Below are 25607 nucleotides of genomic sequence, written 5' to 3'. Positions count from 1 at the left end.
GAAACACCGTGCTTACGATCTACAACACGCTCACCAAGAGCAAAGAAGTCTTCAAGCCGCTGGATGGCAACAAGGTGCGCATGTACGTCTGCGGGATGACCGTGTACGACTACTGCCACCTGGGCCACGGCCGCAGTATGGTCGCGTTCGACCTGGTGACCCGCTGGTTGCGGTTCAGCGGTTATGACCTGACCTACGTGCGCAACATCACCGACATCGACGACAAGATCATCAACCGGGCCAACGAGAACGGCGAGTCGTTCGAAGCGTTGACCGAGCGCATGATCGCGGCGATGCACGAAGACGAAGCGCGCCTGAACATCAAGAAGCCGGACATGGAACCGCGCGCCACGGATCACATCCCTGGCATGCACGCGATGATCCAGACCCTGATCGACAAGGGTTACGCCTACGCCCCGGGCAATGGCGACGTGTACTACCGCGTCGGCAAGTTCATGGGTTACGGCAAGCTGTCGCGCAAGAAGGTCGAAGACCTGCGCATCGGCGCGCGGATCGAAGTCGACGAAGCCAAGGAAGATCCGCTGGACTTCGTGCTGTGGAAAGGCGTCAAGCCGGGCGAGCCGAGCTGGGAGTCGCCGTGGGGCGCCGGGCGTCCGGGCTGGCACATCGAGTGCTCGGTGATGTCCACCTGCTGCCTCGGTGAGACTTTCGACATTCATGGCGGCGGCAGCGACCTCGAATTTCCGCACCACGAAAACGAAATCGCCCAGAGCGAAGCGGCCACCGGCAAGACCTACGCCAACGCGTGGATGCATTGCGGCATGATCCGTATCAATGGCGAGAAGATGTCCAAGTCGTTGAACAACTTCTTCACCATTCGCGACGTGCTCGACAAGTACCACCCGGAAGTCGTGCGTTATCTGCTGGTGTCGAGCCACTACCGCAGCGCGATCAACTACTCGGAAGACAACCTCAAGGACGCCAAGGGCGCACTGGAGCGTTTCTACCACGCGTTGAAAGGCCTGCCGAACGTGGCGCCGGCTGGCGGCGAAGCGTTCGTCGAGCGTTTCACCACGGTGATGAACGACGACTTCGGCACGCCGGAAGCCTGCGCGGTGCTGTTCGAGATGGTCCGTGAGATCAACCGTCTGCGCGAGAGCGATCTCGATGCCGCGGCCGGTCTGGCGGCGCGCCTGAAAGAACTGGCCAGCGTGCTCGGTGTGTTGCAGCTCGAGGCCGATGACTTCCTGCAGGCCGGCGCCGAAGGGCGTGTCGATGCAGCTGAAGTCGAGGCGCTGATCGCTGCGCGTCTGGCGGCACGTGCCGGCAAGGACTGGGCCGAATCCGACCGCATCCGTGACCAGCTCACCGCCATGGGCGTGGTGCTGGAAGACGGCAAGGGCGGCACGACCTGGCGTCTGGCTGACTGATTGCTGCGCCTGTTACAAACAAAACCCGCCTTGTGCGGGTTTTTGTTTTTCTGACGGCGTGATCGTTCCCACGCAGAGCATGGGAACGATCACGTGGGGCGCTCAGTTTTCAAGCTGCCGCAATCGCTTGTACAGCGTGTTGCGGCTCACCCCCAACCGTCGCGCCAGATGGGAAATATTGCCCCCGGCCAACTGCAACTCCCGGTTCAGCGCCTCGGCATCGTTCAGATCAATGCCCAACGGCTCGGCCACCTCTACCGGCTCCATCTCCAGATCGACGAAAAAATCGTCCGGCAGATGCTCGGGTCGAATCGGTTGTTCCTCGGCCATCGCCAGCGCCACCTGCATCACGCTGCTGACCTGACGCAGATTGCCCGGCCACGGGTGCCGTTCGAACAGTTCCAGCACTTCACGACTCAATCCCGCCCACTGCGTCGGCTCGCGATGCTGTTCCCACAGCCGTTTGAACAGCGCCTGCTTGTCGCTGCGCTCGCGCAGCGGTGGCAACTCCAGAGTCAAACCGCCAATGCGGTAGTACAAGTCTTCGCGAAAGCGCCCCAGTTGTACCTGTTCCCTGAGCGAACGGTTGGTGGCGGAGATGATCCGCAGATCCACAGGAAACAGCTCGCTGCTGCCCACCGGTTGCACGCAGCGCTCCTGCAACACCCGCAACAGCCTTGCCTGGGTTGGCAGGGGCATGTCGCCAATTTCATCGAGAAACAGCGTGCCTTTGTCGGCCTTGCGGATCAGCCCGATGCTGCCTTTCTGGTTGGCGCCGGTGAACGCGCCTTTCTCGTAGCCGAACAGCTCTGACTCCACCAGTTCGGCGGGGATCGCCGCGCAGTTGACGGCGATGAACGCCTGTTTGCAGCGTGAGCTGGCCTGATGCAGGGCTTTGACGAAGACTTCTTTGCCAACCCCGGTTTCGCCGTGAATCAGCAGCGGGATGTCCTTTTCCAGCAGGCGTTCAGCCTGGCGCACGGCTTTTTCCACGCGGCTGTCGCCGAAATGCAAAGTGCTCAGGCTGATCGCCGTCGGTACGGCGACTTTCGGTTCGGCGGTTCTGGTTTCAGTGGTTCTGGTTTCATTGAAGACCCGCGCCTGAATCGGCACCTGTTTAGGCCGTTTCAACAAACACTGGAAACGATTGCGCCCCGAGGTCTGCAAGGCAAACGGCAATCCGTCCGGCTGATTGATCAACTCCAGCAACGACACCTTGAACAGGCTTTCAACGCTGACCCGGGATAACCGCACACCCAACAGATTGTCGGCCCGACGGTTGGCCGACAGCACCTGACCGCTCTCATCAAAGATCAGCAGCCCGGCCCACTGGCTGTCGAGGTTGTTCAACCCGGTGTTGAATGTCAGTTGAAAGTGCTGGCCGTGGAACAGGTTGAGGATCAGTCGGTTCTCCACCGTCTGGCTCATCATCTTGACCATGCCGAGGGTGTGCGAGGGCGGCAGGTAGCTGTCGCTGGACACGTCGAGCACGGCGATGACCTTGCGCTCGGCATCGAAAATCGGTGCAGCGGAACCGGTCATGAAACGGTTGGCCTTGAGAAAGTGTTCATCGTGTTCGATGTGCACCGCCTGCTCACAGGCCAGCGCCGTGCCGATGGCGTTGGTGCCGCTGGCGCGCTCGACCCAACTGGCGCCGGCCTGAAAACCCCGCGCCAGATTCGGCTCGATGAAGCGCTGGGTGCCCCAGGACGTCAAAACCTGGCCCTGATTGTCGGCCAGCATGATCAGGCAGTTGGAGTTGCTCAGGATGTTCTCGTAATACGGCAGCACTTCCTGGTGAGTGGTCTGCACCAGCGAACGATGACGGTCGAGCAACTGCGCGATGCCGGCGGCAGGCAGCTGATCGAAGGCCGGGGCGCTTTGATGATTGAGACCGAAGGCACGGCAACGGGACCAGGAGTCCTGGACGATCGCATCGTGGGTAAGCGGCGGTGCAGGTGCGGCCATGGCAGTCAGCCTCTGAATACAGCATTTTTATTATTGTTATTGAGATCTCTGTGGGAGCGAGCTTGCTCGCGATAGCGATGTGTCAGTTACATCAACGGTGAATGACATACCGCCATCGCGAGCAAGCTCGCTCTCACAGGATCCGTGCCAAAAAGCATCCATAGAGTGTTGTTCACGATTGTTCATTGTCAATCGCGCGACTGTTCAATTGTTCAGTCACAACTGTTCATTTGTGTTCAGCTACGAACCACGGTTTGCGTGGCTTTCAGTGAATTTGAAGGTAAATCAACAGCTTGCCGTTTCTGGCACGAATGTCGCTCTACAGGACAGGTCGCTTGACTCCAATAATAAAAAGGCCGAGCAATGTCACTCACCCTGGAGCACGTCAGCCGTACCGTCGAGGGCCAGACCTGGATCGACGATGCGAGCCTGAAATTCGAACCTGGATCCTTTAACGTTTTGCTCGGACGCACGCTGTCCGGCAAAACCAGTCTGATGCGCCTGATGGCCGGTCTGGACAAGCCCGACAGCGGCCGCATCCTGATGAATGGCGTCGACGTCACTCAGCGCCCGGTGCGTTTGCGCAACGTGTCGATGGTCTATCAGCAGTTCATCAATTACCCGACCATGACGGTGTTCGAGAATATCGCGTCGCCGCTGCGCCAGGCCGGGATCTCCAACGAGCAGATCCAGAGCAAGGTGCAGGAAACCGCGAAGATGCTGCGCATCGAGAAGTTTCTGAAGCGCTATCCGCTGGAACTGTCCGGCGGCCAGCAGCAGCGCACCGCCATGGCGCGAGCGCTGGTCAAGGATGCCGAACTGATCCTGTTCGATGAGCCGCTGGTCAACCTCGACTACAAATTGCGCGAAGAGCTGCGCCAGGAGATGCGCGAGCTGTTCAAGGCGCGCCATACCATCGCCATCTACGCCACCACCGAACCCAACGAAGCGCTGGCGCTGGGCGGCACCACTACCATTCTTCACGAAGGTCGGGTGATCCAGAGCGGCCCTTCGACCGAGGTCTATCACCAGCCGAAAACCGTGCTGGCGGCCGAATTGTTCTCCGAGCCACCGATCAACCTGATGCCGGGACGTATCGCCGGCAATGAAGTGAGCTTCGCCAACTTCGTACACTTTCCGTTGAACGTCGATCTGCGGCCGGTGGGCGAGGGCGAGTTCCGTTTTGGCGTGCGCCCGAGCCACATCTCGCTGGTGCCGAGCAACGATGACGACCTGGAACTGGCAGTGACCGTCGAGGTGGCGGAGATCAGCGGTTCGGAAACCTTCCTGCACGTGCGCAACGAGCATTTCCTGCTGGTGCTGCATCTGCCGGGTGTTCACGAATACGACGTCGATGCGCCGATCCGCATCTATATCCCGACCCATAAACTGTTTGTGTTCGATGCGCAGGGCCGGCTGGTGCAGGCACCGGGCCGGCGTGTCGCGAGGGTTGCCTGATGGCCGAAATCCGTTTGCAGCACCTCGCCCACAGCTACAGCAAAACCCCGAGCGGGCCCGAGGATTACGCGATCCGTGAGATGGACCACATCTGGGAGCAGGGCGGCGCGTATGCCTTGCTCGGCCCTTCGGGCTGCGGCAAATCGACCTTGCTCAACATCATTTCCGGTTTGCTCAGCCCGTCCCAGGGGCATGTGTTGTTCGACGGCAAAGCGGTCAACGACCTGACCCCGGAGAAGCGCAACATCGCTCAGGTTTTTCAGTTTCCGGTGGTGTACGACACCATGACCGTGTTCGACAACCTGGCCTTTCCCTTGAGAAATCAGGGCCTGGCCGAGGCGAAAGTACACAGCAAGGTGCAGGAAATCGCCGAAGTCCTCGATCTGCAAAACCTGTTGAGCAAAAAGGCGCGCAACCTCACCGCCGACGAAAAACAGAAAGTCTCCATGGGCCGTGGCCTGGTGCGCGACGACGTGTCGGCGATCCTCTTCGACGAGCCGCTGACGGTGATCGACCCGCACCTGAAATGGAAACTGCGGCGCAAGCTCAAGCAGATCCACGAGCAGTTCAACATCACCATGGTCTACGTCACCCACGATCAGCTGGAGGCGTCGACCTTCGCCGACAAGATTGCGGTGATGTACGGCGGGCAGATCGTCCAGTTCGGTACGCCACGGGAATTGTTCGAGCGGCCGAGCCACACCTTTGTCGGCTACTTCATCGGCAGCCCGGGGATGAATCTGATTGAGGTACAGCCGCAACCGGGCGGGGTCGGTTTCAACTCGACCCATCTGCCGTTGTCCGACGCCTTGCAGCGCCATATCGAACACGGCCAGTGGAAAAATCTGAAGGTCGGCATCCGCCCCGAGTTCATCCATGTGTGGGACGAGCCGTTTGATGACGCGATGCAGGCACGGGTCGTACACGTCGAAGACCTCGGCACCTACAAGATCATGACCCTGGACCTGGACGGCGCCCCGCTGAAGGTGCGTCTGGCCGAAGACAAACCGGTGCCGCAGGGCACGGCTTACATCAGTTTTCCGGCGCAGTGGCTGATGGTCTATGCCGACGAGTTTCTGCTGGATGCCACCGACAGCGAGGTACAGCCATGAACAAGGTGCAAAACAACAAGGCCTGGTGGCTGGTGTTGCCGGTGTTCCTGCTGGTGGCCTTCAGTGCCGTCATTCCGATGATGACCGTGGTCAACTATTCGGTGCAGGACATCTTCGACCAGTCCAGCCGCTACTTCGTGGGCGCCGACTGGTACAAGCAGGTGCTGCTCGATCCGCGTCTGCACGATTCGTTGTTGCGTCAGTTCATCTACTCGGCGTGCGTGCTGCTGATCGAAATCCCGCTCGGCATCGCCATCGCGCTGACCATGCCGACCAAGGGGCGCTGGTCGTCAGTGGTGCTGATCGTGCTGGCGATTCCGCTGCTGATTCCGTGGAACGTGGTCGGCACCATCTGGCAGATTTTCGGCCGCGCCGACATCGGCCTGCTCGGGTCGAGCCTCAACGCCATGGGCATCAGCTATAACTATGCGGCCAACACCATGGACGCCTGGGTCACCGTGCTGGTGATGGACGTGTGGCACTGGACTTCGCTGGTGGCGCTGTTGTGTTTCTCCGGGCTGCGGGCGATTCCCGATGTGTACTACCAGGCTGCGCGTATCGACCGGGCCTCGGCCTGGGCCGTATTCCGGCACATTCAGTTGCCCAAGTTGAAGAGTGTGCTGCTGATCGCGGTGATGCTGCGCTTCATGGACAGCTTCATGATCTACACCGAGCCGTTCGTGCTCACCGGCGGCGGGCCGGGTAACTCGACGACCTTCCTGAGTCAGACCCTGACCCAGATGGCCGTAGGCCAATTCGACCTGGGGCCGGCGGCGGCATTCTCGCTGGTGTACTTCCTGATCATCCTGCTGGTGTCCTGGCTGTTCTACACCGCCATGACCCACAACGATGCCAACCGCTGAGGCCCGGCCATGAGCAAAAGAAAGCTGATTCCCCTGCTGCTCTACATCCTGTTCCTGCTGGTGCCGATCTACTGGCTGCTGAACATGTCGTTCAAGAGCAACACCGAAATCCTCGGCGGACTGACCCTTTTCCCACAGGATTTCACGCTGGCGAACTACAAGGTGATCTTCACCGACCCGAGCTGGTACACCGGGTATATCAACTCGCTGTACTACGTCAGTCTGAACACGATCATTTCTCTGACCGTGGCACTGCCGGCGGCCTATGCGTTTTCGCGTTATCGCTTTCTCGGCGACAAGCACCTGTTCTTCTGGCTGCTGACCAACCGCATGGCGCCACCGGCGGTGTTCCTGCTGCCGTTCTTCCAGCTGTATTCGTCGATCGGCCTGTTCGACACCCACATTGCCGTGGCGCTGGCGCACTGCCTGTTCAACGTGCCGCTGGCGGTGTGGATCCTCGAAGGCTTCATGTCCGGGGTGCCGAAGGAAATAGACGAAACCGCCTACATCGACGGCTACAGCTTTCCCAAGTTCTTCGTGAAGATCTTCATCCCGCTGATCGGCTCCGGCATCGGTGTGACGGCGTTTTTCTGCTTCATGTTTTCCTGGGTCGAGCTGTTGCTGGCGCGCACGCTGACCTCGGTGAACGCCAAACCGATCGCAGCGGTGATGACGCGCACGGTGTCGGCGTCCGGCATTGACTGGGGTGTACTGGCGGCGGCGGGGGTGTTGACTATTCTCCCCGGCATGCTGGTGATCTGGTTCGTTCGCAACCACGTGGCCAAGGGCTTTGCCCTGGGCCGGGTCTGAGGAACTGATGATGGAATGGATGAGCTGGACCGTCCCGACGGCGGCGTTTTTCATCGTGATTGGTTTGATCCTGGTGGGCATGACCACCTGGGAACTGCGCTCGCCGAGCATCTTGCGGCGAGGGTTTCTGCCGATTGCCACCACCCGTGGCGATCGCTTGTTCATCGGTCTTCTCGGCAGCGCCTACCTGCATTTGCTGGTAATTGGCGTGACCGACTGGAGCATCTGGGTAGCGTCCGCGTTGTCCCTGGTGTGGCTGTTGGCTGTGATGCGTTGGGGCTAGTCGAATCGCTCGGCAATCTTGCTCCGAAAACCTAACAGGAGGTCTCTATGTTCGATAAGAAAAATAAGCTGCGACATAGCATTTCATTGGCAGCCATGCTGGCACTCAGCGGTTTGAGCGCGTCCGCCTGGGCCGACGCCTACGAAGATGCCGCAAAAAAATGGATCGGCAGCGAGTTCAAGCCGTCGACCCTGACAGCCGAGCAGCAGCTCGAAGAACTGAAGTGGTTCATCAAGGCGGCCGAGCCGTTTCGCGGGATGGACATCAAGGTCGTCTCGGAAACCCTGACCACCCACGAATATGAATCCAAGGTACTGGCCAAGGCCTTCAGCGAAATCACCGGCATCAAGCTGACCCACGACCTGTTGCAGGAAGGCGACGTCGTGGAAAAAATGCAGACCGTCATGCAGTCGGACAAGAACATCTACGACGGCTGGGTCAACGACTCGGACCTGATCGGTACGCACTTTCGCTACGGCAAGACCGAGTCGATCACCGACCTGATGGCCAACGAAGGCAAGAACTTCACCTCGCCGACCCTCGACATCAAGGACTTCATCGGCATCTCCTTTACCACCGCGCCGGACGGCAAGATCTACCAATTGCCCGACCAGCAGTTCGCCAACCTGTACTGGTTCCGCGCCGACTGGTTCGAACGCCCCGACCTGAAAGCCAAGTTCAAGGAAAAGTACGGCTATGAACTGGGCGTGCCGGTGAACTGGTCGGCCTATGAAGACATCGCCAGGTTCTTCAGCGAAGACGTCAAGGAAATCGACGGTAAGCGCATTTACGGACACATGGACTACGGCAAGAAAGATCCGTCCCTGGGCTGGCGCTTCACCGATGCCTGGTTCTCCATGGCCGGTGGCGGCGACAAGGGCATTCCCAACGGCTTGCCAGTGGACGAGTGGGGGATTCGTGTCGAGGATTGCCACCCGGTCGGTTCCAGCGTGACCCGCGGCGGCGACACCAACGGCCCGGCCGCGGTGTTCGCCACCACCAAATATGTCGATTGGCTGAAGAAGTACGCGCCACCGGAAGCGGCGGGCATGACGTTCTCCGAGTCCGGCCCGGTGCCGTCCCAGGGCAACATCGCCCAGCAGATCTTCTGGTACACCGCGTTCACCGCCGACATGACCAAACCGGGCCTGCCGGTGGTCAACGCCGACGGCACGCCGAAATGGCGCATGGCGCCGTCGCCACGCGGGCCTTACTGGGAAGAGGGGATGAAACTCGGTTATCAGGACGTGGGTTCCTGGACCTTCATGAAATCCACGCCTGAGAAGCAGAAACTCGCAGCCTGGCTGTACGCGCAGTTCGTGACCTCGAAAACCGTGTCGCTGAAGAAAACCATCGTCGGCCTGACGCCGATCCGCGAGTCGGACATCAACTCGCAAGCGATGACCGATCTGGCGCCGAAACTCGGTGGTCTGGTCGAGTTCTACCGCAGCCCGGCCCGGGTGCAATGGACGCCGACCGGCACCAACGTGCCGGACTATCCACGCCTGGCGCAACTGTGGTGGAGCCACATCGCCGAAGCCGCCAGCGGCGAGAAGACCCCGCAACAGGCCCTCGATGGTCTGGCCAAGGATCAGGACGCGATCATGACTCGCCTGGAACGCTCCAAGGCCCAAGCGGTGTGCGCACCGAAAATGAACCCCGAGCGCGACGCGCAATACTGGTTCGACCAGCCGGGCGCACCAAAACCGAAACTGGCCAACGAGAAACCAAAAGGCGAAACCGTGAGCTACAACGAACTGCTCAAGTCGTGGGAGGCGGCACGCAAGTAAGCGCTTTTGCAGGACGGAACGGCACCTTCGGGTGCCGTTTTTTTTAGCCTTCGATTTCACGTTTCACCGCCCGGCGCACCGCTTTGAGTGTGGCGTTTTCAAAAGCGTTGTGCCCGGTGTGCAGCAGTCGGCAGTGGATATTCATGCGTTGCCTGAGCCAGCGCACGCTGGCCATGCCATGGGTGTCGCGAATGCCCTGGATCAGCTGGGTGTTGTCATCGAGAGTCAGATCTTCATCCTTTGGCGTGAAGCCGTAGTTCTGCAGGTGGTAATGCAGTTCGAGGCGGATGGCGAGCACCGCTTCCTGATCGACAAAGCGCTCCAGGGTGTCGGGGCAGATCGTCTGTCCTGTGCGACGTAGAACAGCGTTCAACCATTCGATGGCGGCGCGGTATTGCTGCGATGGGCGGCCTTCGCCGAGTATCCGGTAGATGTCCCTGGCGCGTTGGCCGGACGATGATTCTGGCGATTGCCTCAGCCCGTCATTGAGCGCCTGATCGTAAGCCCGGACATTGGCGGCAAACGGCACGAATACCGAAACCAGCGTGGTTTTCAGCAGGTGCTGCGGGTAACGCTGCTGGTACTGAATCGCCAGCCAACTGCCCCATGACACCCCCAACACACTGATTCTTTCGAAGCCGAAATGCTGGCGCAGGGCATCGATGTCTTCGACACACAACCCGGTGGTGTTGTACTGCAGCTCGCCGTAGGGCGTCGAGCGCCCGCAACCTCGTTGGTCAAACAGAATGATGTCGAACCGGCCCAGGTCGAAAAACTGCAGATGGTGACGACTGATACGTCCGCCGGGGCCGCCATGGAGGAAAAACACCGGTTCGTGTCCCGGAACACCATGGCGTTCCCAATAGAGCCGATGGCCGTCACCAGTCGGGTAATAACCTCGGCTGTGCAGGGAAAAGGTCATGACGCGTGAACCGTCAGACGATAAAACTGGAACAGCTCGACTTGCCCCGGCCGGGCCGCGACGCTGGATTCAAGTTTCAGGTGGTGGATGGAGGCAAGCCAGGTGACCGGGATCAGCACCGGGGTGTGACCGAAAACGAGGATCGTGCCGCCGGGCTTGACGCAGCGGATCAGCGACTCGAATGCGGTTTGCGCCTCTCGGCGGGTCAAGACTTCGGCGTTGAGGAAACGCAGGATCAAGACATCGCAGCGAATCCCGGTATCGAAGGCCTCACTCGCCTCCAGCACGTCGAACTCGACGGATGTTCCGCTGTGCCATCGCCTGGCATGTTCGATCATCGAGGCCGAGCGGTCACTGCCCAGGCAAAGACAATCGGGCAGGGCGCGGGCGAGATGGGCGATGAACGCGCCCGTTGAACAAGCCGGGTCGTAAACCAGTGCGCCTTTTTCAGTGATGGCCTGGAGCAGCCCGGCGCAGTATTCGCGCAGGTGGTGCTCGTCAGTGTTCAGCTGTTCGGCCAGTGATTCGTTGCCTTGCCAGAACTCTGCCGGGCAGACCGCTTCCCGGCCCGCCTCATCCAGCAGTGGAAAGGGAGCCAGGATCTCGCTGTCAGCCTGGTGCAATGCATGTTCGAAGACCTGCGTTTTCTCCGCAGGGGAGGCCGTTCGATAGCCGATCGACAACCCGTCATCCCCCCACAATGAATGCAGATGCGGGCCAAACAACATGCCGGGTTTGAGCACGCTGCTGGCCTGCCAGCGAAAATGCCGGTCACGTTGCAGGAGCTTGCGGCCGACCCAGAGCTCATCGCTCACCCGCAGGAAAAAAACCTGATGCAGTCCGCTGCCTCGCGGTTCGAGGAAGTGGCCAACAGCGCCGTTCTCATTGAGATGAAGGCGCATGGATCGGGCCAATGTCAGTTCCCGGGTGCGATCGAGTCGGTTCATGGGGCTCGCCTCTCCAGCGTACGGCCCCGGGCTTGCGGGATGACGACGTTGCCGCTGGAAACCACGAAGAAGCGCTCAAGGCCGGGGATCACCACGTTGAGCAGGGTGGTGTCGAGCTCGGTTCGTTGCAGGACGGCTGTACCCAGCGTACGGCCATGAATCCGCAGGTCTTGAGTCAGCAAGTACAGCTGGTTTTCCACTGACAGGTTTTTAGCGCAATCCGGCAGTCTCACCTCGTGTTGAACGCAGCGATGCAGCAGCGTCTGCGTATCGAACTGCGCGCAGCGCAGCAGGCGCGGGAAGGGTCGCAGGTTGCGTAACGCATTGGCCAGCGTCTGGCAGTATTCGGGTTCGGCGGCATTCAGTTGCAATTGCACCAGTTCAGTGAGCGCCCGCCATGCCGCGTGGCGCGGGTCGAGAGAGCTGCCGCTGCCAAACACCTGTGGGTGAACGCCCGGCCTGGTCGTGAAGGCCAGAAAGGTCCGTACCTTGAATTCGGTGCTGATATCCACCAGGACGATCTCGCCGTCGATTTCCTGTTCGGCATCGGCCCACAGACGCCCGAGTGGGTCGCTTTCATTGAGACGCGCTACCCGTCGCAGCGGCGGATGGTTCTGGTAATAAAAATGATCAAGCAGAAACAACGACACGGCATCGCGCTCGATGCATTCGTTGGCGGCGTGCAGCATCGCTTCGTTGTAAGTGGCGCCAATCGCGGTGCCGCTGTTGCTGGCGTAGCGCCGCACGGCGCGGTAGTCCGCCATGCCCGGTGACGAGGGCAAACGTGAACCGTTCGGCGAAGTCAGCGCAACCGGATAGGAAAACCGGTCATGCCACGGCGGACAGACATAAGTCCGGCAGGCGATGCGCACGTTTTGCTGGCAGGTGAGCCTGTGCAGAAGCGAGTCATCGGCAAACATCGGCGCATCTTTGAAATAACCTTCTGTCTCGTGGTGAACATCGGAGGTACAGAGCTCATCGGTCCAGTAGTGTTCGAGTGCTTCATAAAGCGCACCCAGGTGTGCCTGATCGGCATAGCCTTTGCCGCAGCCACGGGCATGACGGTTGTCGCTGCCCTGCAGACTTGCGTGAACCGCAACGACTTTGCTGCCGAGGGTGCGGGTGTGCGGCGTGAGGCCCAGGCGTGAAAGTTCGGTATGAATACGCCGTTCTGCCTGATCGGCCGTGAGATTACGCTCGGCCAACGTTGTCTTGTCCATGATTCCCTTCCTGGAAAGCCTGCGAGGGCGCAAGGCCCTCGCAGGTTCTGTCACTCGGCGTTCAGCTCTGCCTGTTCTTCCTCGGTCAGTTGCAGTGCTTCGATCTGCTCTGCCGAGGGCGCTTCCTGCTCTTCAAGTTCGTCGATGTGGTTGGCATTCCAGTTGCCCATATAGCCCATGATGTCGCTCCTAAGTTGTTGGGGGAGTGTGCTGTTGCAAGCACGAGCCGAATCTAAAAGCGCGGTGAGGGCGGGTCAAAAATGTCCAGACGTTTCCAGCAGCGGGTTTCAGCGGTGTCGAAATACGTACTGATAAAACGTGAATTGACGCCGGGCGGACGTGTTTCTGAGAGGGGTAGCCCTGCGTGGGAGCGGGCGAACCAGGCGAAAGGAATCAGCTGTCTCAGGTGTTCTATCTGTTGTCGCTGTCAGACGTTTCAGCGCAGGGGGGGAGGCAAATTCTTACTGAAGGATTTACGAGGCTGTATGCAGCACTTGTGCGGCGATTTTTCCCATGGAGTTTGAGAAAAAACCGCACAAATCGGCTTGAGGGTTCTGTGCCGTTCCCGGTTCGTCGCGGGAAACAGCGTTGCGGCCGTCACCGGCATCACCGTGGACGACCCGACGACCACTACCAGAGCGGCCATCGATATTTTTGTATTGTTAACCATTAATCGCTCCTGAGTTCGGCAGACGGGAACGTGCTTCGGCGTGGGTTTTATTGTTCGACGGGCAAGGGCCCGCCGGCAGGGTCGCCGAAAGGGGAGGGTGTAGAAAATGGAAATCCCGCAAAAACAGAAACGGCACCCGAAGGTGCCGTTTCCGTTTGTAGCCGACTATCGCTGAGCGATCAGCCCGCCAGGCCCGATTGCTGAACCAGCGTCAGCAATGGTTGCGGGTAGACGCCGAGGAAGAACGCGACAACGGCGATCGCCAGCAGCATCACGCCGCCTGCTTTCTGTTCCCAGTGCAGCTGGGCGTCGTGGCGGCGCAGGTTCGGTTCGATCAGGTACAGGGTCACCATCACGCGCAGGTAGTAGAACACACCGATTGCGCTGCCCAGTACCAGCGAACCTACCAGCCACCATTGGTGCGACTCGACACCGGTAGCGATGATGTAGAACTTGCCGATGAAGCCTGCGGTCAGCGGGATACCGGCCAGGGACAGCATCATCACGGTCAGTACGGCGGTCAGGTACGGACGGCGCCAGAACAGGCCGCGGTACTCGTACAGCGCATCTGCGTCACGGCCGTTGTACGGCGAGGACATCAGGGTGATCACGCCGAACGCGCCGAGGCTGGTGATCACGTAGGTGACCAGGTACACGCCGATGGCTTCCACCGCCAGACCCTTGCTCGCCACCAGTGCGATCAGCAGGTAGCCGAAGTGCGCGATGGAGGAGTAACCGAGCAGACGCTTGAGGTTGCTCTGGGTCAGGGCCAGCAGGTTACCGAACAGGATCGAGGCGATGGCGATGATGGTCAGCACGTTGCTCAGTACGCCACTGCTTGCGGCAGGGGAGATCTGGAACAGGCGAACCATGACCGCGAACACAGCCACTTTCGACGCGGTGGCGAGGAACGCGGCCACCGGCGCCGGAGCACCTTCGTACACGTCCGGCGTCCACAGGTGGAACGGTACCAGCGACAGTTTGAACGCCAGACCGATCAGCATCATGCCCAGGCCCAGTTGCGCCAGCGAGCTTGGCAGGCCGGTTGCGGCCAGTGCCTGACCGATGCCGACGAAGCTCAGCGAACCCGAGTCTGCGTACAGCAGCGCCATACCGAACAGCAGGAACGCGGAACCGGCGGCCGACAGCACCATGTACTTGATGCCGGCTTCCAGCGAACGCTTGTTGAAGAAGGCGTAGGCCACCAGACCGTAGACCGGCACCGACAGCAGTTCCAGACCGATGAACAAGCCGGCCAGGTGCTGCGCGCTGACCAGAACCAGACCACCGGCGGCGGCCATCAGGATCAGCAGGTACAGTTCTTCACGGTTGCCCGGGTAACCCGAACCGCCATCGCCGAGATAGGCGTGGGCGAGGGTGACGCAAGCGAGGGTGGCGACCAGGATCAGCGCCATGTACAGGCAGGCAAAAGTGTCGATCTGCAGCAATGGAGTCACGGCCAGAGGCGCGACTTTCAGGGCCGGCAGGATCGACAGCAAGGCCAGGTTCAGACCCGCCACCGAAATCAGGAAGGTCTGCGAGTGGTTGCGGCGCCAGGCGATTGCCAGCATCACCACGATAATGGTGAGGCTGGTGATCAACAGTGGCGCTAGCGCAATAAAGTGTTGAATCGTGAATTCCATAGCGCTCTTACCGGGCCGAAGCGAGTTGAGTGAAGGCGGTGCCGAGCCACTGCTGCACGCCATGCATCGTGGCGGCAGAGGTGTCGAGGAACGGTTGCGGGTAGACGCCGAGGTAGACCAGCAGCACCGCAAGGCCCAGCACCATGATCAGTTCGCGAGCGTCCATGCCGTGCAGGATCGAATCCGATTTGGACGGACCGAAGTAGGCACGGTGGATCATGATCAGCGAGTAGACCGAACCGAACACCAGACCGGAGGTGGCAATTGCGGTGATCCATGGCGCGCTGGCGAAGGTACCGATCAGGATCAGGAACTCGCCGACGAAGTTACCGGTGCCCGGCAGACCCAGCGAAGCGGCTGCGAAGAACAGGCTGATCGCCGGCAGGTATGCGATACGCGACCACAGACCGCCCATCTCACGCATGTCGCGAGTGTGCAGGCGCTCGTACAGCTGACCGCTGAGGATAAACAGCGCGGCTGCCGACAGACCGTGGGCCAGCATCTGGACCACGGCGCCTTGCAGCGCCAGTTGGCTGCCGGAGTAGATGCCGATCAGTACGAAGCCCATGTGGGAAACGGACGAAAAGGCGATCAGACGCTTGATGTCGGTTTGTGCGAAAGCGAGGAACGCACCATAGAAGATCCCGATCAGACCGAGGGTCATGGCGATCGGCGCGAACTCGGCCGAGGCGTTCGGGAACAGCGGCAGGGCGAAACGCAGCAGACCGTAGGCCGCGGTTTTCAGCAGGATACCGGCGAGGTCGACGGAACCTGCAGTCGGTGCCTGGGCGTGAGCGTCAGGCAGCCAGGAGTGGAACGGAACCACTGGCAGCTTGACCGCGAAGGCGATGAAGAAGCCGAGCATCAGGATGTACTCGGTGGTCATCGACATCTTGGTCTTCAACAGATCGGCGTAGTTGAAGGTGATCACGCCGGTGCTGTTGTAGTTGACCAGGACCAGACCCAGGATCGCCACCAGCATGATCAGGCCGGAAGCCTGAGTGAAGATGAAGAACTTGGTCGCGGCGTAGATACGGGTTTTCTTGCCGTCCGAAGAACTGTGACCCCAGAGCGCGATGAGGAAGTACATCGGCACCAGCATCATTTCCCAGAAGAAGAAGAACATGAACAGGTCGAGGGCGAGGAACACGCCGACGACGCCACCCAGGATCCACATCAGGTTCAGGTGGAAGAAGCCAACGTGACGCTGGATCTCTTTCCACGAGCAGAGTACCGACAGGATGCCCAGCAGACCGGTCAGCAGGATCATCAGCAGCGACAGACCGTCGAGGGCCAGGTGCACGTTGATGCCGAAGCGCTGGATCCAGACATGCTTGAACTCAAGCGCCCAGGTCGGATCGGCGCCAGGCGCCGGAGCAAATGAATAGTCACCGTGGGCCCACAGCCAGAGGCCGAGGGCGAGTTCCAGGGTCATGGTCAACAGCGCAATCCAGCGGGGGAGGGTAGCGCCGAAGCGCTCACCCATCCAGCACAGCAGGCCGCCGATGAAGGGGATCAGGATTAGCCAAGGCAGAATCATGACGGGCTCGTTTCCTTTCGCAAATTCGCAAGGTTCATATCAGACCGCTACCAGCACGACAGCACCGATGACCAACACGGCACCAGCAGCCATCGAAGCAGCGTACCAACGCAGTTGACCGGTTTCGGTACGGCTGAGGGCAGTGTGACCACCCTTGGCCATGCGCGGGATCAGACCGATGGTCTGGTCGAGCGGGTCTTTGCGCAGCATGTGGCTGATCGCAAGGTACGGCTTGACGAACAGTTTGTCGTAGATCCAGTCGAAGCCCCAGGCAGCGAACCACCAGGCCGAAAGGAGACGGCCGATGCCGCTGTTGGCGATCGCGGTCACGAAGCGACGCTTGCCAAGGAACAGCAGGGCCGCCAGCAGGATACCGGCCAGGGCGATGGCGCCCGAGGCGATTTCCAGGCTGTGCTTGGCTTCGCCACCGGCATGGCCAACGCTCTCGGGCAGTACGCCGTGCAGCGGTGGAACGATCATGGCGCCGACGAAGGTCGACAGCACGATCAGCACCGACAGCGGCAGCCAGTGAGCGATGCCGTGACCGGCGTGGGCTTCGGTCTTGGCTTCACCGTGGAACGCGATGAAGATCAGGCGGAAGGTGTACAGCGACGTCATGAATGCGCCGACCAGACCTGCATAGAGCAGACCGTGGTTGCCGCTGGCGAACGCTTCCCAGAGGATTTCGTCCTTGGAGTAGAAACCTGCGGTCACCAGCGGCAGGGCGGCCAGGGCGGCACCACCGACGATGAAGCTGGCGTAGGCCAGCGGCAGTTTCTTCCACAGGCCGCCCATCTTGAAGATGTTCTGCTCGTGGTGGCAGGCAACGATCACCGCACCGGAGGCAAGGAACAGCAGGGCCTTGAAGAAGGCGTGGGTCATCAGGTGGAAGATCGCGCCTTCCCAGGCGCCAACGCCCAGCGCCAGGAACATGTAGCCGATCTGGCTCATGGTCGAGTAGGCGAGGATACGTTTGATGTCGGTTTGCACCAGCGCGGCGAAACCGGCCAGTACCAGGGTCACACCACCGACGATGCCGACTAGGTGCAGGATATCCGGCGCCAGGGCGAACAGACCGTGGGTACGGGCGATCAGGTAGACACCCGCAGTCACCATGGTTGCAGCGTGGATCAGTGCCGAAACCGGGGTAGGACCGGCCATCGCGTCCGCAAGCCAGGTCTGCAGCGGCAGTTGAGCCGACTTACCGACTGCACCACCCAGCAGCATCAGGGTCGCCAGCACGATCCAGAAATCGCCGACCTTGAAGTGCTCAGGCGCCTTCACCAGCAGTTCCTGGACGTTCAGCGTGCCCAGTTGCTGGAACAGGATGAACAGGCCGATCGCCATGAACACGTCGCCGATGCGGGTGACGATGAAGGCTTTGAGTGCGGCGTTACCGTTGTTGCGGTTGCTGTAGTAGAAACCGATCAACAGGTACGAGCACAGGCCCACGCCTTCCCAACCGAAGTAGATGAACAGCAGGTTATCGCCCAGGATCAGGAACAGCATGCTGGCGATAAACAGGTTGGTGTACGAGAAGAAGCGCGAGTAACCGTCTTCGCCACGCATGTACCAGGAGGCAAACAGGTGGATCAGGAAGCCGACACCGACGACCACACCGAGCATGGTCACGGACAGACCATCCAGGTACAGCGCAAAGTCAGGCTGGAAACCTTCCACCGATATCCAGCGCCACAGCACCTGGGTGTAGACGCCACCTTCCGGTGGAGCGACGTTGAACTGCCAGATCACGTAAGCCGCGACGATGGCAGACAGGCCGATGGAGCCGACACCGATCAGCGCCGACAGGTTTTCCGAGAAGCGGCCGCGCGAGAACGACAGCAACAGGAACCCGATCAGAGGGAATACGAAAGTCAGAAAGAGTAGGTTCATCCGCGCATCTCACTGGCAGCGTCGATATCGAGCGTGTGGAAGCGGCGATACAGTTGCAGCAGGATCGCCAGGCCAATACTGGCTTCGGCGGCTGCAAGGCTGATCACCAGGATGAACATGATCTGTCCATCCGGTTGCGCCCAGCGGGCGCCCGCGACGATGAAGGCCAGTGCAGAGGCGTTCATCATCACTTCCAGACTCATCAACACGAACAAAATGTTGCGGCGGACCATCAGGCCGACCAGACCAAGGCAGAACAGGATGCCGGCAACGGCCAGGCCATGCTCCATAGGTATAGAACCGAGAGGGATAACAGGCATGTTCTACTCCTTAGCCTCATTACGGCCCAAATGGAACGCCGTGACGGCTGCAGCGAGCAGCAGCATCGAGGCGAGTTCGACCACCAGCAGGTACGGACCGAACAGGCTGATGCCCACGGCTTTCGCGTCAACGGTGGTTTGACCGATGGCCTGACCGCTCTGGTGAGCGAACAGCACATACAGCAGTTCGGCCAGCAGCAGGGCGGCGAGAATCACCGGTCCTGCCCAGATGCCGGGCTTGAGCCAGGTGCGTTCCTGCTGAACCGAGGCCGGGCCAAGGTTCAGCATCATCACCACGAACACGAACAGCACCATGATGGCGCCGGCGTAGGCGATCACTTCCAGCACGCCGGCGAACGGTGCGCCGAGGGCGAAGAAGGTCATGGCCACGGAGATCAGCGAAATGATCAGGTAGAGCAGGGCGTGCACAGGATTGGTGTTGGTGACCACACGCAGTGTGGACACAACAGCGATACCCGATGCGAAATAGAAAGCGAATTCCATCGTTCTTCCTTAAGGCAGCAAGCTCTTCACGTTGATCGGCTCGGCTTCGTTTTGTGCGGCGCCTTTCGGCTTGCCCGCAACGGCCATACCTGCAACACGATAGAAGTTGTAATCAGGGTTTTTGCCGGGGCCGGAGATCAGCAGATCTTCTTTCTCGTACACCAGGTCCTGACGTTTGAACTCGGCCATTTCGAAATCCGGGGTCAACTGGATCGCGGTGGTCGGGCAGGCTTCCTCGCAGAGACCGCAGAAAATGCAGCGCGAGAAGTTGATACGGAAGAAGTCCGGGTACCAGCGACCGTCTTCGGTTTCAGCTTTCTGCAGCGAGATGCAACCCACCGGGCATGCCACGGCGCACAGGTTGCAGGCTACGCAGCGTTCTTCGCCATCGGGGTCGCGGGTCAGGACGATGCGGCCACGGTAGCGTGGCGGCAGGTAGACCGGCTCTTCCGGGTATTGCAGGGTGTCGCGCTTGCGAAAGCCATGGCCGAAGATCATGACCAGGCTGCGCAACTGGGTACCGGTACCCTTAACGATGTCGCCAATATATTTGAACATGGGTCAAATCCTCACTGAACCGCAACCGCAGGCGTGTTCCACAACACGATTGCAGCGGTCACCAGCAAATTGATCAGGGTCAGTGGCAGGCAGAATTTCCAGCTGAAATCCATCACCTGGTCATAACGCGGACGCGGGATGGAGGCGCGCAGCAGGATGAACAGCATGATGAAGAACGCAGTCTTCAGTGCGAACCAGACGAAGGACAGTTGCGGCAGGATGCCGAACGGACCGTGCCAGCCACCGAAGAACAGGGTGACCAGCAGCGCCGAGATCAGGATGATGCCGATGTATTCACCGACGAAGAACATGCCCCATTTCATACCGGCGTATTCAATGTGGTAACCGTCGGCCAGTTCCTGTTCCGCTTCCGGCTGGTCGAACGGGTGACGGTGAGTCACGGCCACGCCAGCGATGAAGAAGGTACAGAAGCCGAAGAACTGCGGAATGATGAACCACAGGTTCTGCGCCTGGTACTCGACGATGTCGCGCATGTTGAACGAGCCGACCTGCACCACGATGCCCATCAGGGCCAGGCCCATGAACACTTCGTAGGACACGGTCTGCGCCGAGGCACGCAAGCTGCCGAGCAGGGCGAACTTGTTGTTACTCGACCAGCCGGCGAACAGCACCGCGTAGACCGAAAGACCGGCCATGGCGAAGAAGAACAGCAGGCCGATGTTCAGATCCGCCACGCCCCAGGTCGGGGTGATCGGGATGATCGCGAAAGCGATCAGCAGGGCGGACATGGCCACCACCGGTGCCAGGGTGAAGATCACCTTGTCGGCAAACGGCGGGGTCCAGTCTTCCTTGAAGAACATCTTCAGCATGTCGGCTGCGATCTGGAACATGCCGAACGGGCCGACACGGTTCGGACCGTAACGGTCCTGCCACCAGCCCAGCAGGCGACGCTCGACAAAGCTGAGCAACGCGCCTGCGACCACCACGGCCAGCAGGATCACGATGGCTTTGATGACCGTCAGGATCACATCGATCACTTCAGGGGTGAACCAGGTCATTGCGCTGCCTCCTGCAGACCATCAACGGATACGCCGGCGAATGCCGGTGGAATGCCGGCGATGCCCGCAGGCAATGCCACCAGACCTGCGCCCAGTTCTTCATTGATGCGCAGCGGCAGACGCAGGGTCTGGCCGGCAACATTGAGGCTCAGCAGTGCGCCGTCGTTGACGCCCAGGCGATCCGCTTCGGACTTGGCCAGAGCAACGTAAGCCGCCGGAATGCGTTCCTGAACCGGAGCAGCCTTCGAAGAGGTTTCTTCGCTGCCGAACAGGTGGAAAAACGGCACGGCTTGCCAGGTGCCCGGCGCCGGGTTGAACGCACGTGGCGCAGCGGCGAACCAGTTCAGCGAATCACCGGTGCTTTCGATCAGGCGGGTGCCCGGATCGCCAGCACGCAGGTGACCACCGACTTCGTCCTGGAACTTGTTCCAGGCTTGCGGCGAGTTCCAGCCCGGCGACCATGCAAAAGGAACCTGCTGACGCGGTTCGGCGGAGCCCGAGTAACCTTCCATCGAGAAGGCGAACGCGGTGTCCTTGTCTTGCGGGGTGCGTGGTTCGTGAACGCTGATGTCGGCGCGCATTGCGGTGCGACCGGAATAACGCAGCGGCTCACGCGCCAGTTTCAGACCCTTGATGCGGAACGCAGCGGACGGAGCGGCATCGACGATGCGCGCCAGTTGCTCGGTGCTCGAAGCGACGGCAGCGGTCACGTGGTCGAGTTGCGTCCAGTCGATCGGCTGGTTCAGCAGCGTCGAGCGCAGGGCGTGCAGCCAGCGCCAGCCTTCGTGAACCAGAATGCTCGCGTCCATGTATTGCGGGTCGAAAACCTGGAAGAAGCGCTGGGCGCGACCTTCCTGGCTGACCAGCGTACCGTCGCCTTCAGCGAAGCTGGCGGCTGGCAGAACCAGGTGCGCGCGATCACTGGTGGCGGTCTTCTGATGGTCGGCAACGATCACTACTTTCGCAGCGTTGAGTGCCGCATCGACCTTGGCTTTGGCAGTGCGGGTGTACAGATCGTTTTCCAGCACGACAATGGCGTCGGCCTTGCCATCGATCACAGCTTGCAGCGCGGCATCAACCGATTCGCCACCGAGCATGGCCAGGCCGAGGCTGTTGGCTTCCGGCACGATCAGGCTGATTGAACCGTTCTTCTCACGCAGCTTCAGGGCCTTGGCGATGTTCGCCGCAGCTTCGATCAGGGCTTTGGAGCCCAGCGAAGTACCGGAGATGATCAGCGGACGCTTGGCAGCGAGCAGGGCGTCGGCGATGCGCTTGGCCAGTTCCAGGGCTTCGGCGTCCAGACCTTCAACGGCAGGCGCGCTGGCGTCCAGGGCGTGAGCCACGGCGAAACCGAGGCGTGCCAGATCGTCCGGAGCGGCGTGTACACACTCTTCGGCGATGTCGTCGAGCTTGGTTTCAGCCAGGCTGGCGATGAACAGCGGGTTCAGCTCGTGCTGACCGATGTTCTTCACCGCGGCGTCGAGCCAAGGCTGGACGCGCATGGCTTCGGCCATGTCTTCGGCCTTGCCTTTGACCGACTGACGCAGGGCCAGGGCCATGCGGGCGGCGGTTTGGGTCAGGTCTTCACCGAGGACGAACACGGCGTCGTGGTCTTCGATGTCGCGCATGTTTGGCACGGGCAGCGGGCTGTCTTTCAGCACTTGCAGGACCAGACGGATGCGCTCCAGCTCGGAGGCTTCGATACCGGAATAGAAGTGCTCGGCGCCGACCAGTTCACGCAACGCGTAGTTGCTTTCGAGGCTGGCACGCGGCGAACCGATACCGACGATGTTGCGACCGCGCAGCAGGTCGGCGGCTTTGTCCAGCGCAGCATCCAGCCCAAGCTTGGTGCCGTCGGCCAGCATTGGCTGACGTGGACGGTCGGTGCGGTTGACGTAGCCATAACCGAAACGGCCACGGTCGCACAGGAAGTACTGGTTCACCGAACCGTTGTAACGGTTTTCGATGCGACGCAGTTCGCCGTAACGCTCGCCCGGGGAGATGTTGCAACCGCTCGAGCAGCCATGGCAGATGCTCGGCGAGAACTGCATGTCCCACTTGCGGTTGTAGCGCTCGGAGTGAGTCTTGTCGGTGAACACACCGGTCGGGCAGACCTCGGTGAGGTTGCCGGAGAACTCGCTTTCCAGCGTGCCGTCTTCAACGCGACCGAAATACACGTTGTCGTGGGCGCCGTACACACCGAGGTCGGTGCCGCCGGCGTAGTCCTTGTAGAAACGCACGCAGCGGTAGCAGGCGATGCAACGGTTCATTTCGTGGGAAATGAACGGGCCCAGATCCTGGTTCTGGTGGGTGCGCTTGGTGAAGCGATAACGGCGCTCGTTGTGGCCGGTCATCACCGTCATGTCTTGCAGGTGGCAGTGACCGCCTTCCTCGCACACAGGGCAGTCGTGCGGGTGGTTGGTCATCAGCCATTCAACGACACTGGCGCGGAACGCCTTGGATTCTTCATCGTCGATGGAGATCCATGTGTTGTCGGTGGCAGGGGTCATGCAGGACATGACGATGCGACCACGGGTGTCGTTCTCGTCGGTGTACTGCTTGACCGCGCACTGGCGGCAGGCCCCGACGCTTCCAAGCGCGGGGTGCCAGCAGAAATAAGGGATGTCGAGGCCCAGCGACAGACATGCCTGTAACAGGTTGTCTGCCCCGTCGACTTCGAGCGCTTTGCCGTCTACGTGGATAGTGGCCATGGTTCAAAGGTCTTCGTTGGCCCGGTGTCAGCGGGCGTGGCTAATGGAATCTTGTTATCCGTCCGAATCCAGTCAGCCCCGAAAGGCGTCATCGGACGAAAGGCGAAGGGCACGGACCCTTCGCCTTTTAAGCGTTTACGCGCCGACTGTGATCGGCTTCGCCAGAGGCGGGACGGCGGCGCTTGCAGGCGCGATACCGGCTTCGAACTCTGGACGGAAGTATTTGATGGCACTGCCCAACGGCTCCACGGCACCCGGTGCGTGAGCACAGAAGGTCTTGCCCGGGCCGAGGAAGTTGACCAGACCCAGCAGGGTCTCGATGTCGCCTGGCTGGCCGCGGCCTTGCTCGATGGCCATCAGCAGCTTGACGCTCCATGGCAGGCCATCACGGCAAGGGGTGCAGAAACCGCAGGATTCGCGAGCGAAGAACTGCTCCATGTTGCGCAGCAGGGACACCATGTTGACGCTGTCGTCCACCGCCATGGCCAGGCCGGTACCCATACGGGTGCCCACTTTGGCGATGCCGCCGGCGTACATTTGTGCGTCGAGGTGTTCCGGCAACAGGAAACCGGTACCGGCGCCGCCTGGCTGCCAGGCCTTGAGCTTGTAACCGTCGCTCATGCCGCCGGCGTAGTCTTCGAACAGCTCGCGACCGGTCACGCCGAATGGCAGTTCCCACAGGCCCGGGTTCTTGACCTTGCCGGAGAAGCCCATGAGCTTGGTGCCCATGTCTTCACTGCCGTCGCGGGCCAACGATTTGTACCAGTCCACGCCGTCGGCAATGATCGCCGGCACGTTGCACAGGGTTTCAACGTTGTTCACGCAGGTCGGCTTGCCCCACACGCCAACGGCGGCAGGGAAGGGCGGCTTGGAGCGCGGGTTGGCGCGGCGGCCTTCGAGGGAGTTGATCAGTGCGGTTTCTTCACCGCAGATGTAACGCCCGGCGCCGGTGTGGACGAACAGCTCGAAATCGAAGCCGCTGCCCAGGATGTTCTTGCCCAGCAGGCCCGCTGCCTTGGCTTCTTCCACGGCACGGTTCAGGTGCTTGGCGGCGGTGGTGTACTCGCCACGCAGGAAGATGTAGCCACGGTAGGTTTTAAGCGCGCGGGCGCTGATCAGCATGCCCTCGATCAGCAGATGAGGCAGTTGCTCCATCAGCATGCGGTCTTTCCAGGTGTTCGGCTCCATTTCATCCGCGTTGCACAGCAGGTAGCGGATGTTGATGGATTCGTCCTTGGGCATCAGGCCCCACTTCACGCCAGTGGGGAAGCCTGCACCACCACGACCCTTGAGACCGGCGTCCTTCACGGTCTGGACGATGTCGTCCGGTCCCATGTCGGCGAAGGCCTTGCGCGCAGCGGCGTAACCGTTCTTGGCCTGGTACTCGTCGAGCCATACGGCTTCGCCGTCGTCACGCAGGCGCCAGGTCAGCGGGTGAGTCTCGGCCGAACGCTGAATGCGGTTGGCCGGGCCGAAAGAAGTCAGGGTCATACGTAGCCCTCGAGCAGTTTGGCGACGCCGGCAGGCTGGACATCGCCAAAGGTGTCGTCATCGATCATCAGCGCCGGTGCCTTGTCGCAGTTGCCGAGGCAGCAGACCGGCAGCAGGGTGAAGCGACCGTCGGCGGTGGTCTGACCCAGGCCGATACCCAGGTTGTTCTGGATTTCGCTGACCACCGACTCGTGGCCGCCGATGTAGCAGACCATGCTGTCGCAGACGCGAATGATGTGACGGCCGACCGGTTGACGGAAGATCTGGCTGTAAAACGTGGCGACGCCTTCAACGTCGCTGGCCGGGATGCCGAGGATCTCGCCGATGGCGTACAGAGCGCCGTCCGGCACCCAGCCGCGTTCCTTCTGGACGATCTTCAGGGCTTCGATCGACGCCGCGCGCGGGTCTTCGTAGTGATGCAGCTCGTGCTCGATGGCCGAGCGCTCGGTTTCACTCAGGGTGAAACGGTCTGTCTGGATAAGCGTGCTGTTCAT

Annotated in this window: 23 protein-coding genes; 7 read left to right on the top strand and 16 right to left on the bottom strand. The window is 60.7% G+C overall.

Going from position 1 to position 25607, the window contains the following annotated elements; genetic code table 11:
• The first annotated feature begins 8 nt into the window (after window positions 1–8).
• The gene (gene cysS / locus AC1MDC_RS21920) at window positions 9–1391 is read left to right on the top strand and encodes a cysteine--tRNA ligase (protein ID WP_480393634.1); all 1383 of its coding nucleotides are present in this window, start codon (window positions 9–11) and stop codon (window positions 1389–1391) included.
• Window positions 1392–1493: 102 nt separating this feature from the next.
• Here the strand turns inward: cysS and AC1MDC_RS21915 are convergent, their stop codons facing one another.
• On the bottom strand, window positions 1494–3359 hold the full coding sequence (locus AC1MDC_RS21915; RefSeq protein WP_480393633.1) for a sigma-54-dependent Fis family transcriptional regulator: 1866 nt from the start codon (window positions 3357–3359) through the stop codon (window positions 1494–1496).
• A 363-nt stretch (window positions 3360–3722) separates the two neighbouring features.
• Here AC1MDC_RS21915 and AC1MDC_RS21910 point away from each other — a divergent pair, with 363 nt between their 5' ends.
• The 6 genes from AC1MDC_RS21910 to AC1MDC_RS21885 are packed head-to-tail and all read left to right on the top strand — an operon-like array spanning window position 3723 to window position 9675.
• On the top strand, window positions 3723–4817 hold the full coding sequence (locus tag AC1MDC_RS21910; RefSeq protein WP_085690014.1) for an ABC transporter ATP-binding protein: 1095 nt from the start codon (window positions 3723–3725) through the stop codon (window positions 4815–4817).
• Entirely contained in the window at window positions 4817–5929 is a 1113-nt protein-coding gene (locus AC1MDC_RS21905; RefSeq protein ID WP_085699085.1) for an ABC transporter ATP-binding protein, read from the top strand. Before AC1MDC_RS21910 ends, AC1MDC_RS21905 begins: the two co-directional genes overlap by 1 nt.
• The gene (locus AC1MDC_RS21900; RefSeq protein ID WP_007951487.1) at window positions 5926–6792 is read left to right on the top strand and encodes a carbohydrate ABC transporter permease; all 867 of its coding nucleotides are present in this window, start codon (window positions 5926–5928) and stop codon (window positions 6790–6792) included. Before AC1MDC_RS21905 ends, AC1MDC_RS21900 begins: the two co-directional genes overlap by 4 nt.
• A 9-nt stretch (window positions 6793–6801) precedes the next feature.
• Window positions 6802–7602 (top strand): carbohydrate ABC transporter permease, encoded by an 801-nt coding sequence (locus AC1MDC_RS21895; protein ID WP_007951486.1) that lies wholly within the window; start codon window positions 6802–6804, stop codon window positions 7600–7602.
• Window positions 7603–7612: 10 nt separating this feature from the next.
• The gene (locus tag AC1MDC_RS21890; RefSeq protein ID WP_039767461.1) at window positions 7613–7885 is read left to right on the top strand and encodes a DUF2160 domain-containing protein; all 273 of its coding nucleotides are present in this window, start codon (window positions 7613–7615) and stop codon (window positions 7883–7885) included.
• Between the two features lie 47 nt (window positions 7886–7932).
• The gene (locus AC1MDC_RS21885; RefSeq protein ID WP_085699089.1) at window positions 7933–9675 is read left to right on the top strand and encodes an ABC transporter substrate-binding protein; all 1743 of its coding nucleotides are present in this window, start codon (window positions 7933–7935) and stop codon (window positions 9673–9675) included.
• Between the two features lie 43 nt (window positions 9676–9718).
• Here AC1MDC_RS21885 and AC1MDC_RS21880 read toward each other — a convergent pair whose 3' ends face one another.
• From AC1MDC_RS21880 to nuoE, 15 genes are all read right to left on the bottom strand, one after another.
• Window positions 9719–10597, bottom strand: coding sequence for an alpha/beta fold hydrolase (locus AC1MDC_RS21880; RefSeq protein WP_480393632.1), 879 nt, complete (start codon window positions 10595–10597; stop codon window positions 9719–9721).
• Window positions 10594–11544 carry a class I SAM-dependent methyltransferase gene (locus AC1MDC_RS21875; protein WP_480393631.1) on the bottom strand — a complete coding sequence of 317 codons (951 nt, stop codon included), beginning with the start codon at window positions 11542–11544 and terminating at the stop codon, window positions 10594–10596. The genes AC1MDC_RS21880 and AC1MDC_RS21875 overlap by 4 nt, the downstream gene beginning before the upstream one ends.
• A complete protein-coding gene (locus AC1MDC_RS21870; RefSeq protein WP_480393630.1) occupies window positions 11541–12764 on the bottom strand; it encodes a YcaO-like family protein in 1224 nt (407 codons plus the stop codon). The genes AC1MDC_RS21875 and AC1MDC_RS21870 overlap by 4 nt, the downstream gene beginning before the upstream one ends.
• Before the next feature lie 50 nt (window positions 12765–12814).
• Complete coding sequence (locus AC1MDC_RS21865; protein ID WP_256574697.1) at window positions 12815–12943, bottom strand: hypothetical protein; 129 nt, start codon at window positions 12941–12943, stop codon at window positions 12815–12817.
• A 257-nt stretch (window positions 12944–13200) separates the two neighbouring features.
• Window positions 13201–13434, bottom strand: coding sequence for a hypothetical protein (locus AC1MDC_RS21860; RefSeq protein ID WP_480393629.1), 234 nt, complete (start codon window positions 13432–13434; stop codon window positions 13201–13203).
• A gap of 179 nt (window positions 13435–13613) precedes the next feature.
• Window positions 13614–15077 carry an NADH-quinone oxidoreductase subunit NuoN gene (gene nuoN, locus AC1MDC_RS21855; protein ID WP_011334964.1) on the bottom strand — a complete coding sequence of 488 codons (1464 nt, stop codon included), beginning with the start codon at window positions 15075–15077 and terminating at the stop codon, window positions 13614–13616.
• 7 nt (window positions 15078–15084) lie between these two features.
• Window positions 15085–16617, bottom strand: a complete 1533-nt coding sequence (gene nuoM / locus AC1MDC_RS21850) for an NADH-quinone oxidoreductase subunit M (RefSeq protein WP_085699097.1) — start codon at window positions 16615–16617, stop codon at window positions 15085–15087.
• Window positions 16618–16656: 39 nt separating this feature from the next.
• Window positions 16657–18510 (bottom strand): NADH-quinone oxidoreductase subunit L, encoded by a 1854-nt coding sequence (nuoL, locus tag AC1MDC_RS21845; RefSeq protein WP_085699099.1) that lies wholly within the window; start codon window positions 18508–18510, stop codon window positions 16657–16659.
• Window positions 18507–18830: an NADH-quinone oxidoreductase subunit NuoK gene (gene nuoK / locus AC1MDC_RS21840; RefSeq protein ID WP_085699101.1), complete on the bottom strand. Its 324-nt coding sequence runs from the start codon at window positions 18828–18830 to the stop codon at window positions 18507–18509. Before nuoK ends, nuoL begins: the two co-directional genes overlap by 4 nt.
• 3 nt (window positions 18831–18833) lie before the next feature.
• On the bottom strand, window positions 18834–19334 hold the full coding sequence (nuoJ, locus tag AC1MDC_RS21835) for an NADH-quinone oxidoreductase subunit J (RefSeq protein ID WP_085690004.1): 501 nt from the start codon (window positions 19332–19334) through the stop codon (window positions 18834–18836).
• Between the two features lie 9 nt (window positions 19335–19343).
• Window positions 19344–19892, bottom strand: a complete 549-nt coding sequence (nuoI, locus tag AC1MDC_RS21830; protein ID WP_085690002.1) for an NADH-quinone oxidoreductase subunit NuoI — start codon at window positions 19890–19892, stop codon at window positions 19344–19346.
• Between the two features lie 11 nt (window positions 19893–19903).
• A complete protein-coding gene (nuoH, locus tag AC1MDC_RS21825) occupies window positions 19904–20911 on the bottom strand; it encodes an NADH-quinone oxidoreductase subunit NuoH (RefSeq protein WP_007951460.1) in 1008 nt (335 codons plus the stop codon).
• A complete protein-coding gene (nuoG, locus tag AC1MDC_RS21820) occupies window positions 20908–23622 on the bottom strand; it encodes an NADH-quinone oxidoreductase subunit NuoG (RefSeq protein WP_480393628.1) in 2715 nt (904 codons plus the stop codon). Before nuoG ends, nuoH begins: the two co-directional genes overlap by 4 nt.
• Before the next feature lie 135 nt (window positions 23623–23757).
• Window positions 23758–25113, bottom strand: coding sequence for an NADH-quinone oxidoreductase subunit NuoF (gene nuoF, locus AC1MDC_RS21815; protein WP_480393627.1), 1356 nt, complete (start codon window positions 25111–25113; stop codon window positions 23758–23760).
• Window positions 25110–25607 carry an NADH-quinone oxidoreductase subunit NuoE gene (gene nuoE / locus AC1MDC_RS21810; RefSeq protein ID WP_003223804.1) on the bottom strand — a complete coding sequence of 166 codons (498 nt, stop codon included), beginning with the start codon at window positions 25605–25607 and terminating at the stop codon, window positions 25110–25112. Before nuoE ends, nuoF begins: the two co-directional genes overlap by 4 nt.

It is taken from the genome of Pseudomonas sp. 1, from assembly GCF_056626735.1.
The sequence above is the reverse complement of the archived record's forward strand: the minus strand, read 5'-3'. Positions and strand labels throughout refer to the sequence as shown.

Coding starts and splice junctions, on each gene's coding strand:
- AC1MDC_RS21915 (WP_480393633.1), bottom strand. CDS start 3,359: ATGGCCGCACCTGCACCGCCGCTTACCCACGATGCGATCGTCCAGGAC.
- AC1MDC_RS21910 (WP_085690014.1), top strand. CDS start 3,723: ATGTCACTCACCCTGGAGCACGTCAGCCGTACCGTCGAGGGCCAGACC.
- AC1MDC_RS21905 (WP_085699085.1), top strand. CDS start 4,817: ATGGCCGAAATCCGTTTGCAGCACCTCGCCCACAGCTACAGCAAAACC.
- AC1MDC_RS21900 (WP_007951487.1), top strand. CDS start 5,926: ATGAACAAGGTGCAAAACAACAAGGCCTGGTGGCTGGTGTTGCCGGTG.
- AC1MDC_RS21895 (WP_007951486.1), top strand. CDS start 6,802: ATGAGCAAAAGAAAGCTGATTCCCCTGCTGCTCTACATCCTGTTCCTG.
- AC1MDC_RS21890 (WP_039767461.1), top strand. CDS start 7,613: ATGGAATGGATGAGCTGGACCGTCCCGACGGCGGCGTTTTTCATCGTG.
- AC1MDC_RS21885 (WP_085699089.1), top strand. CDS start 7,933: ATGTTCGATAAGAAAAATAAGCTGCGACATAGCATTTCATTGGCAGCC.
- AC1MDC_RS21880 (WP_480393632.1), bottom strand. CDS start 10,597: ATGACCTTTTCCCTGCACAGCCGAGGTTATTACCCGACTGGTGACGGC.
- AC1MDC_RS21875 (WP_480393631.1), bottom strand. CDS start 11,544: ATGAACCGACTCGATCGCACCCGGGAACTGACATTGGCCCGATCCATG.
- AC1MDC_RS21870 (WP_480393630.1), bottom strand. CDS start 12,764: ATGGACAAGACAACGTTGGCCGAGCGTAATCTCACGGCCGATCAGGCA.
- AC1MDC_RS21865 (WP_256574697.1), bottom strand. CDS start 12,943: ATGGGCTATATGGGCAACTGGAATGCCAACCACATCGACGAACTTGAA.
- AC1MDC_RS21860 (WP_480393629.1), bottom strand. CDS start 13,434: ATGGTTAACAATACAAAAATATCGATGGCCGCTCTGGTAGTGGTCGTC.
- nuoN (WP_011334964.1), bottom strand. CDS start 15,077: ATGGAATTCACGATTCAACACTTTATTGCGCTAGCGCCACTGTTGATC.
- nuoM (WP_085699097.1), bottom strand. CDS start 16,617: ATGATTCTGCCTTGGCTAATCCTGATCCCCTTCATCGGCGGCCTGCTG.
- nuoL (WP_085699099.1), bottom strand. CDS start 18,510: ATGAACCTACTCTTTCTGACTTTCGTATTCCCTCTGATCGGGTTCCTG.
- nuoK (WP_085699101.1), bottom strand. CDS start 18,830: ATGCCTGTTATCCCTCTCGGTTCTATACCTATGGAGCATGGCCTGGCC.
- nuoJ (WP_085690004.1), bottom strand. CDS start 19,334: ATGGAATTCGCTTTCTATTTCGCATCGGGTATCGCTGTTGTGTCCACA.
- nuoI (WP_085690002.1), bottom strand. CDS start 19,892: ATGTTCAAATATATTGGCGACATCGTTAAGGGTACCGGTACCCAGTTG.
- nuoH (WP_007951460.1), bottom strand. CDS start 20,911: ATGACCTGGTTCACCCCTGAAGTGATCGATGTGATCCTGACGGTCATC.
- nuoG (WP_480393628.1), bottom strand. CDS start 23,622: ATGGCCACTATCCACGTAGACGGCAAAGCGCTCGAAGTCGACGGGGCA.
- nuoF (WP_480393627.1), bottom strand. CDS start 25,113: ATGACCCTGACTTCTTTCGGCCCGGCCAACCGCATTCAGCGTTCGGCC.
- nuoE (WP_003223804.1), bottom strand. CDS start 25,607: ATGAACAGCACGCTTATCCAGACAGACCGTTTCACCCTGAGTGAAACC.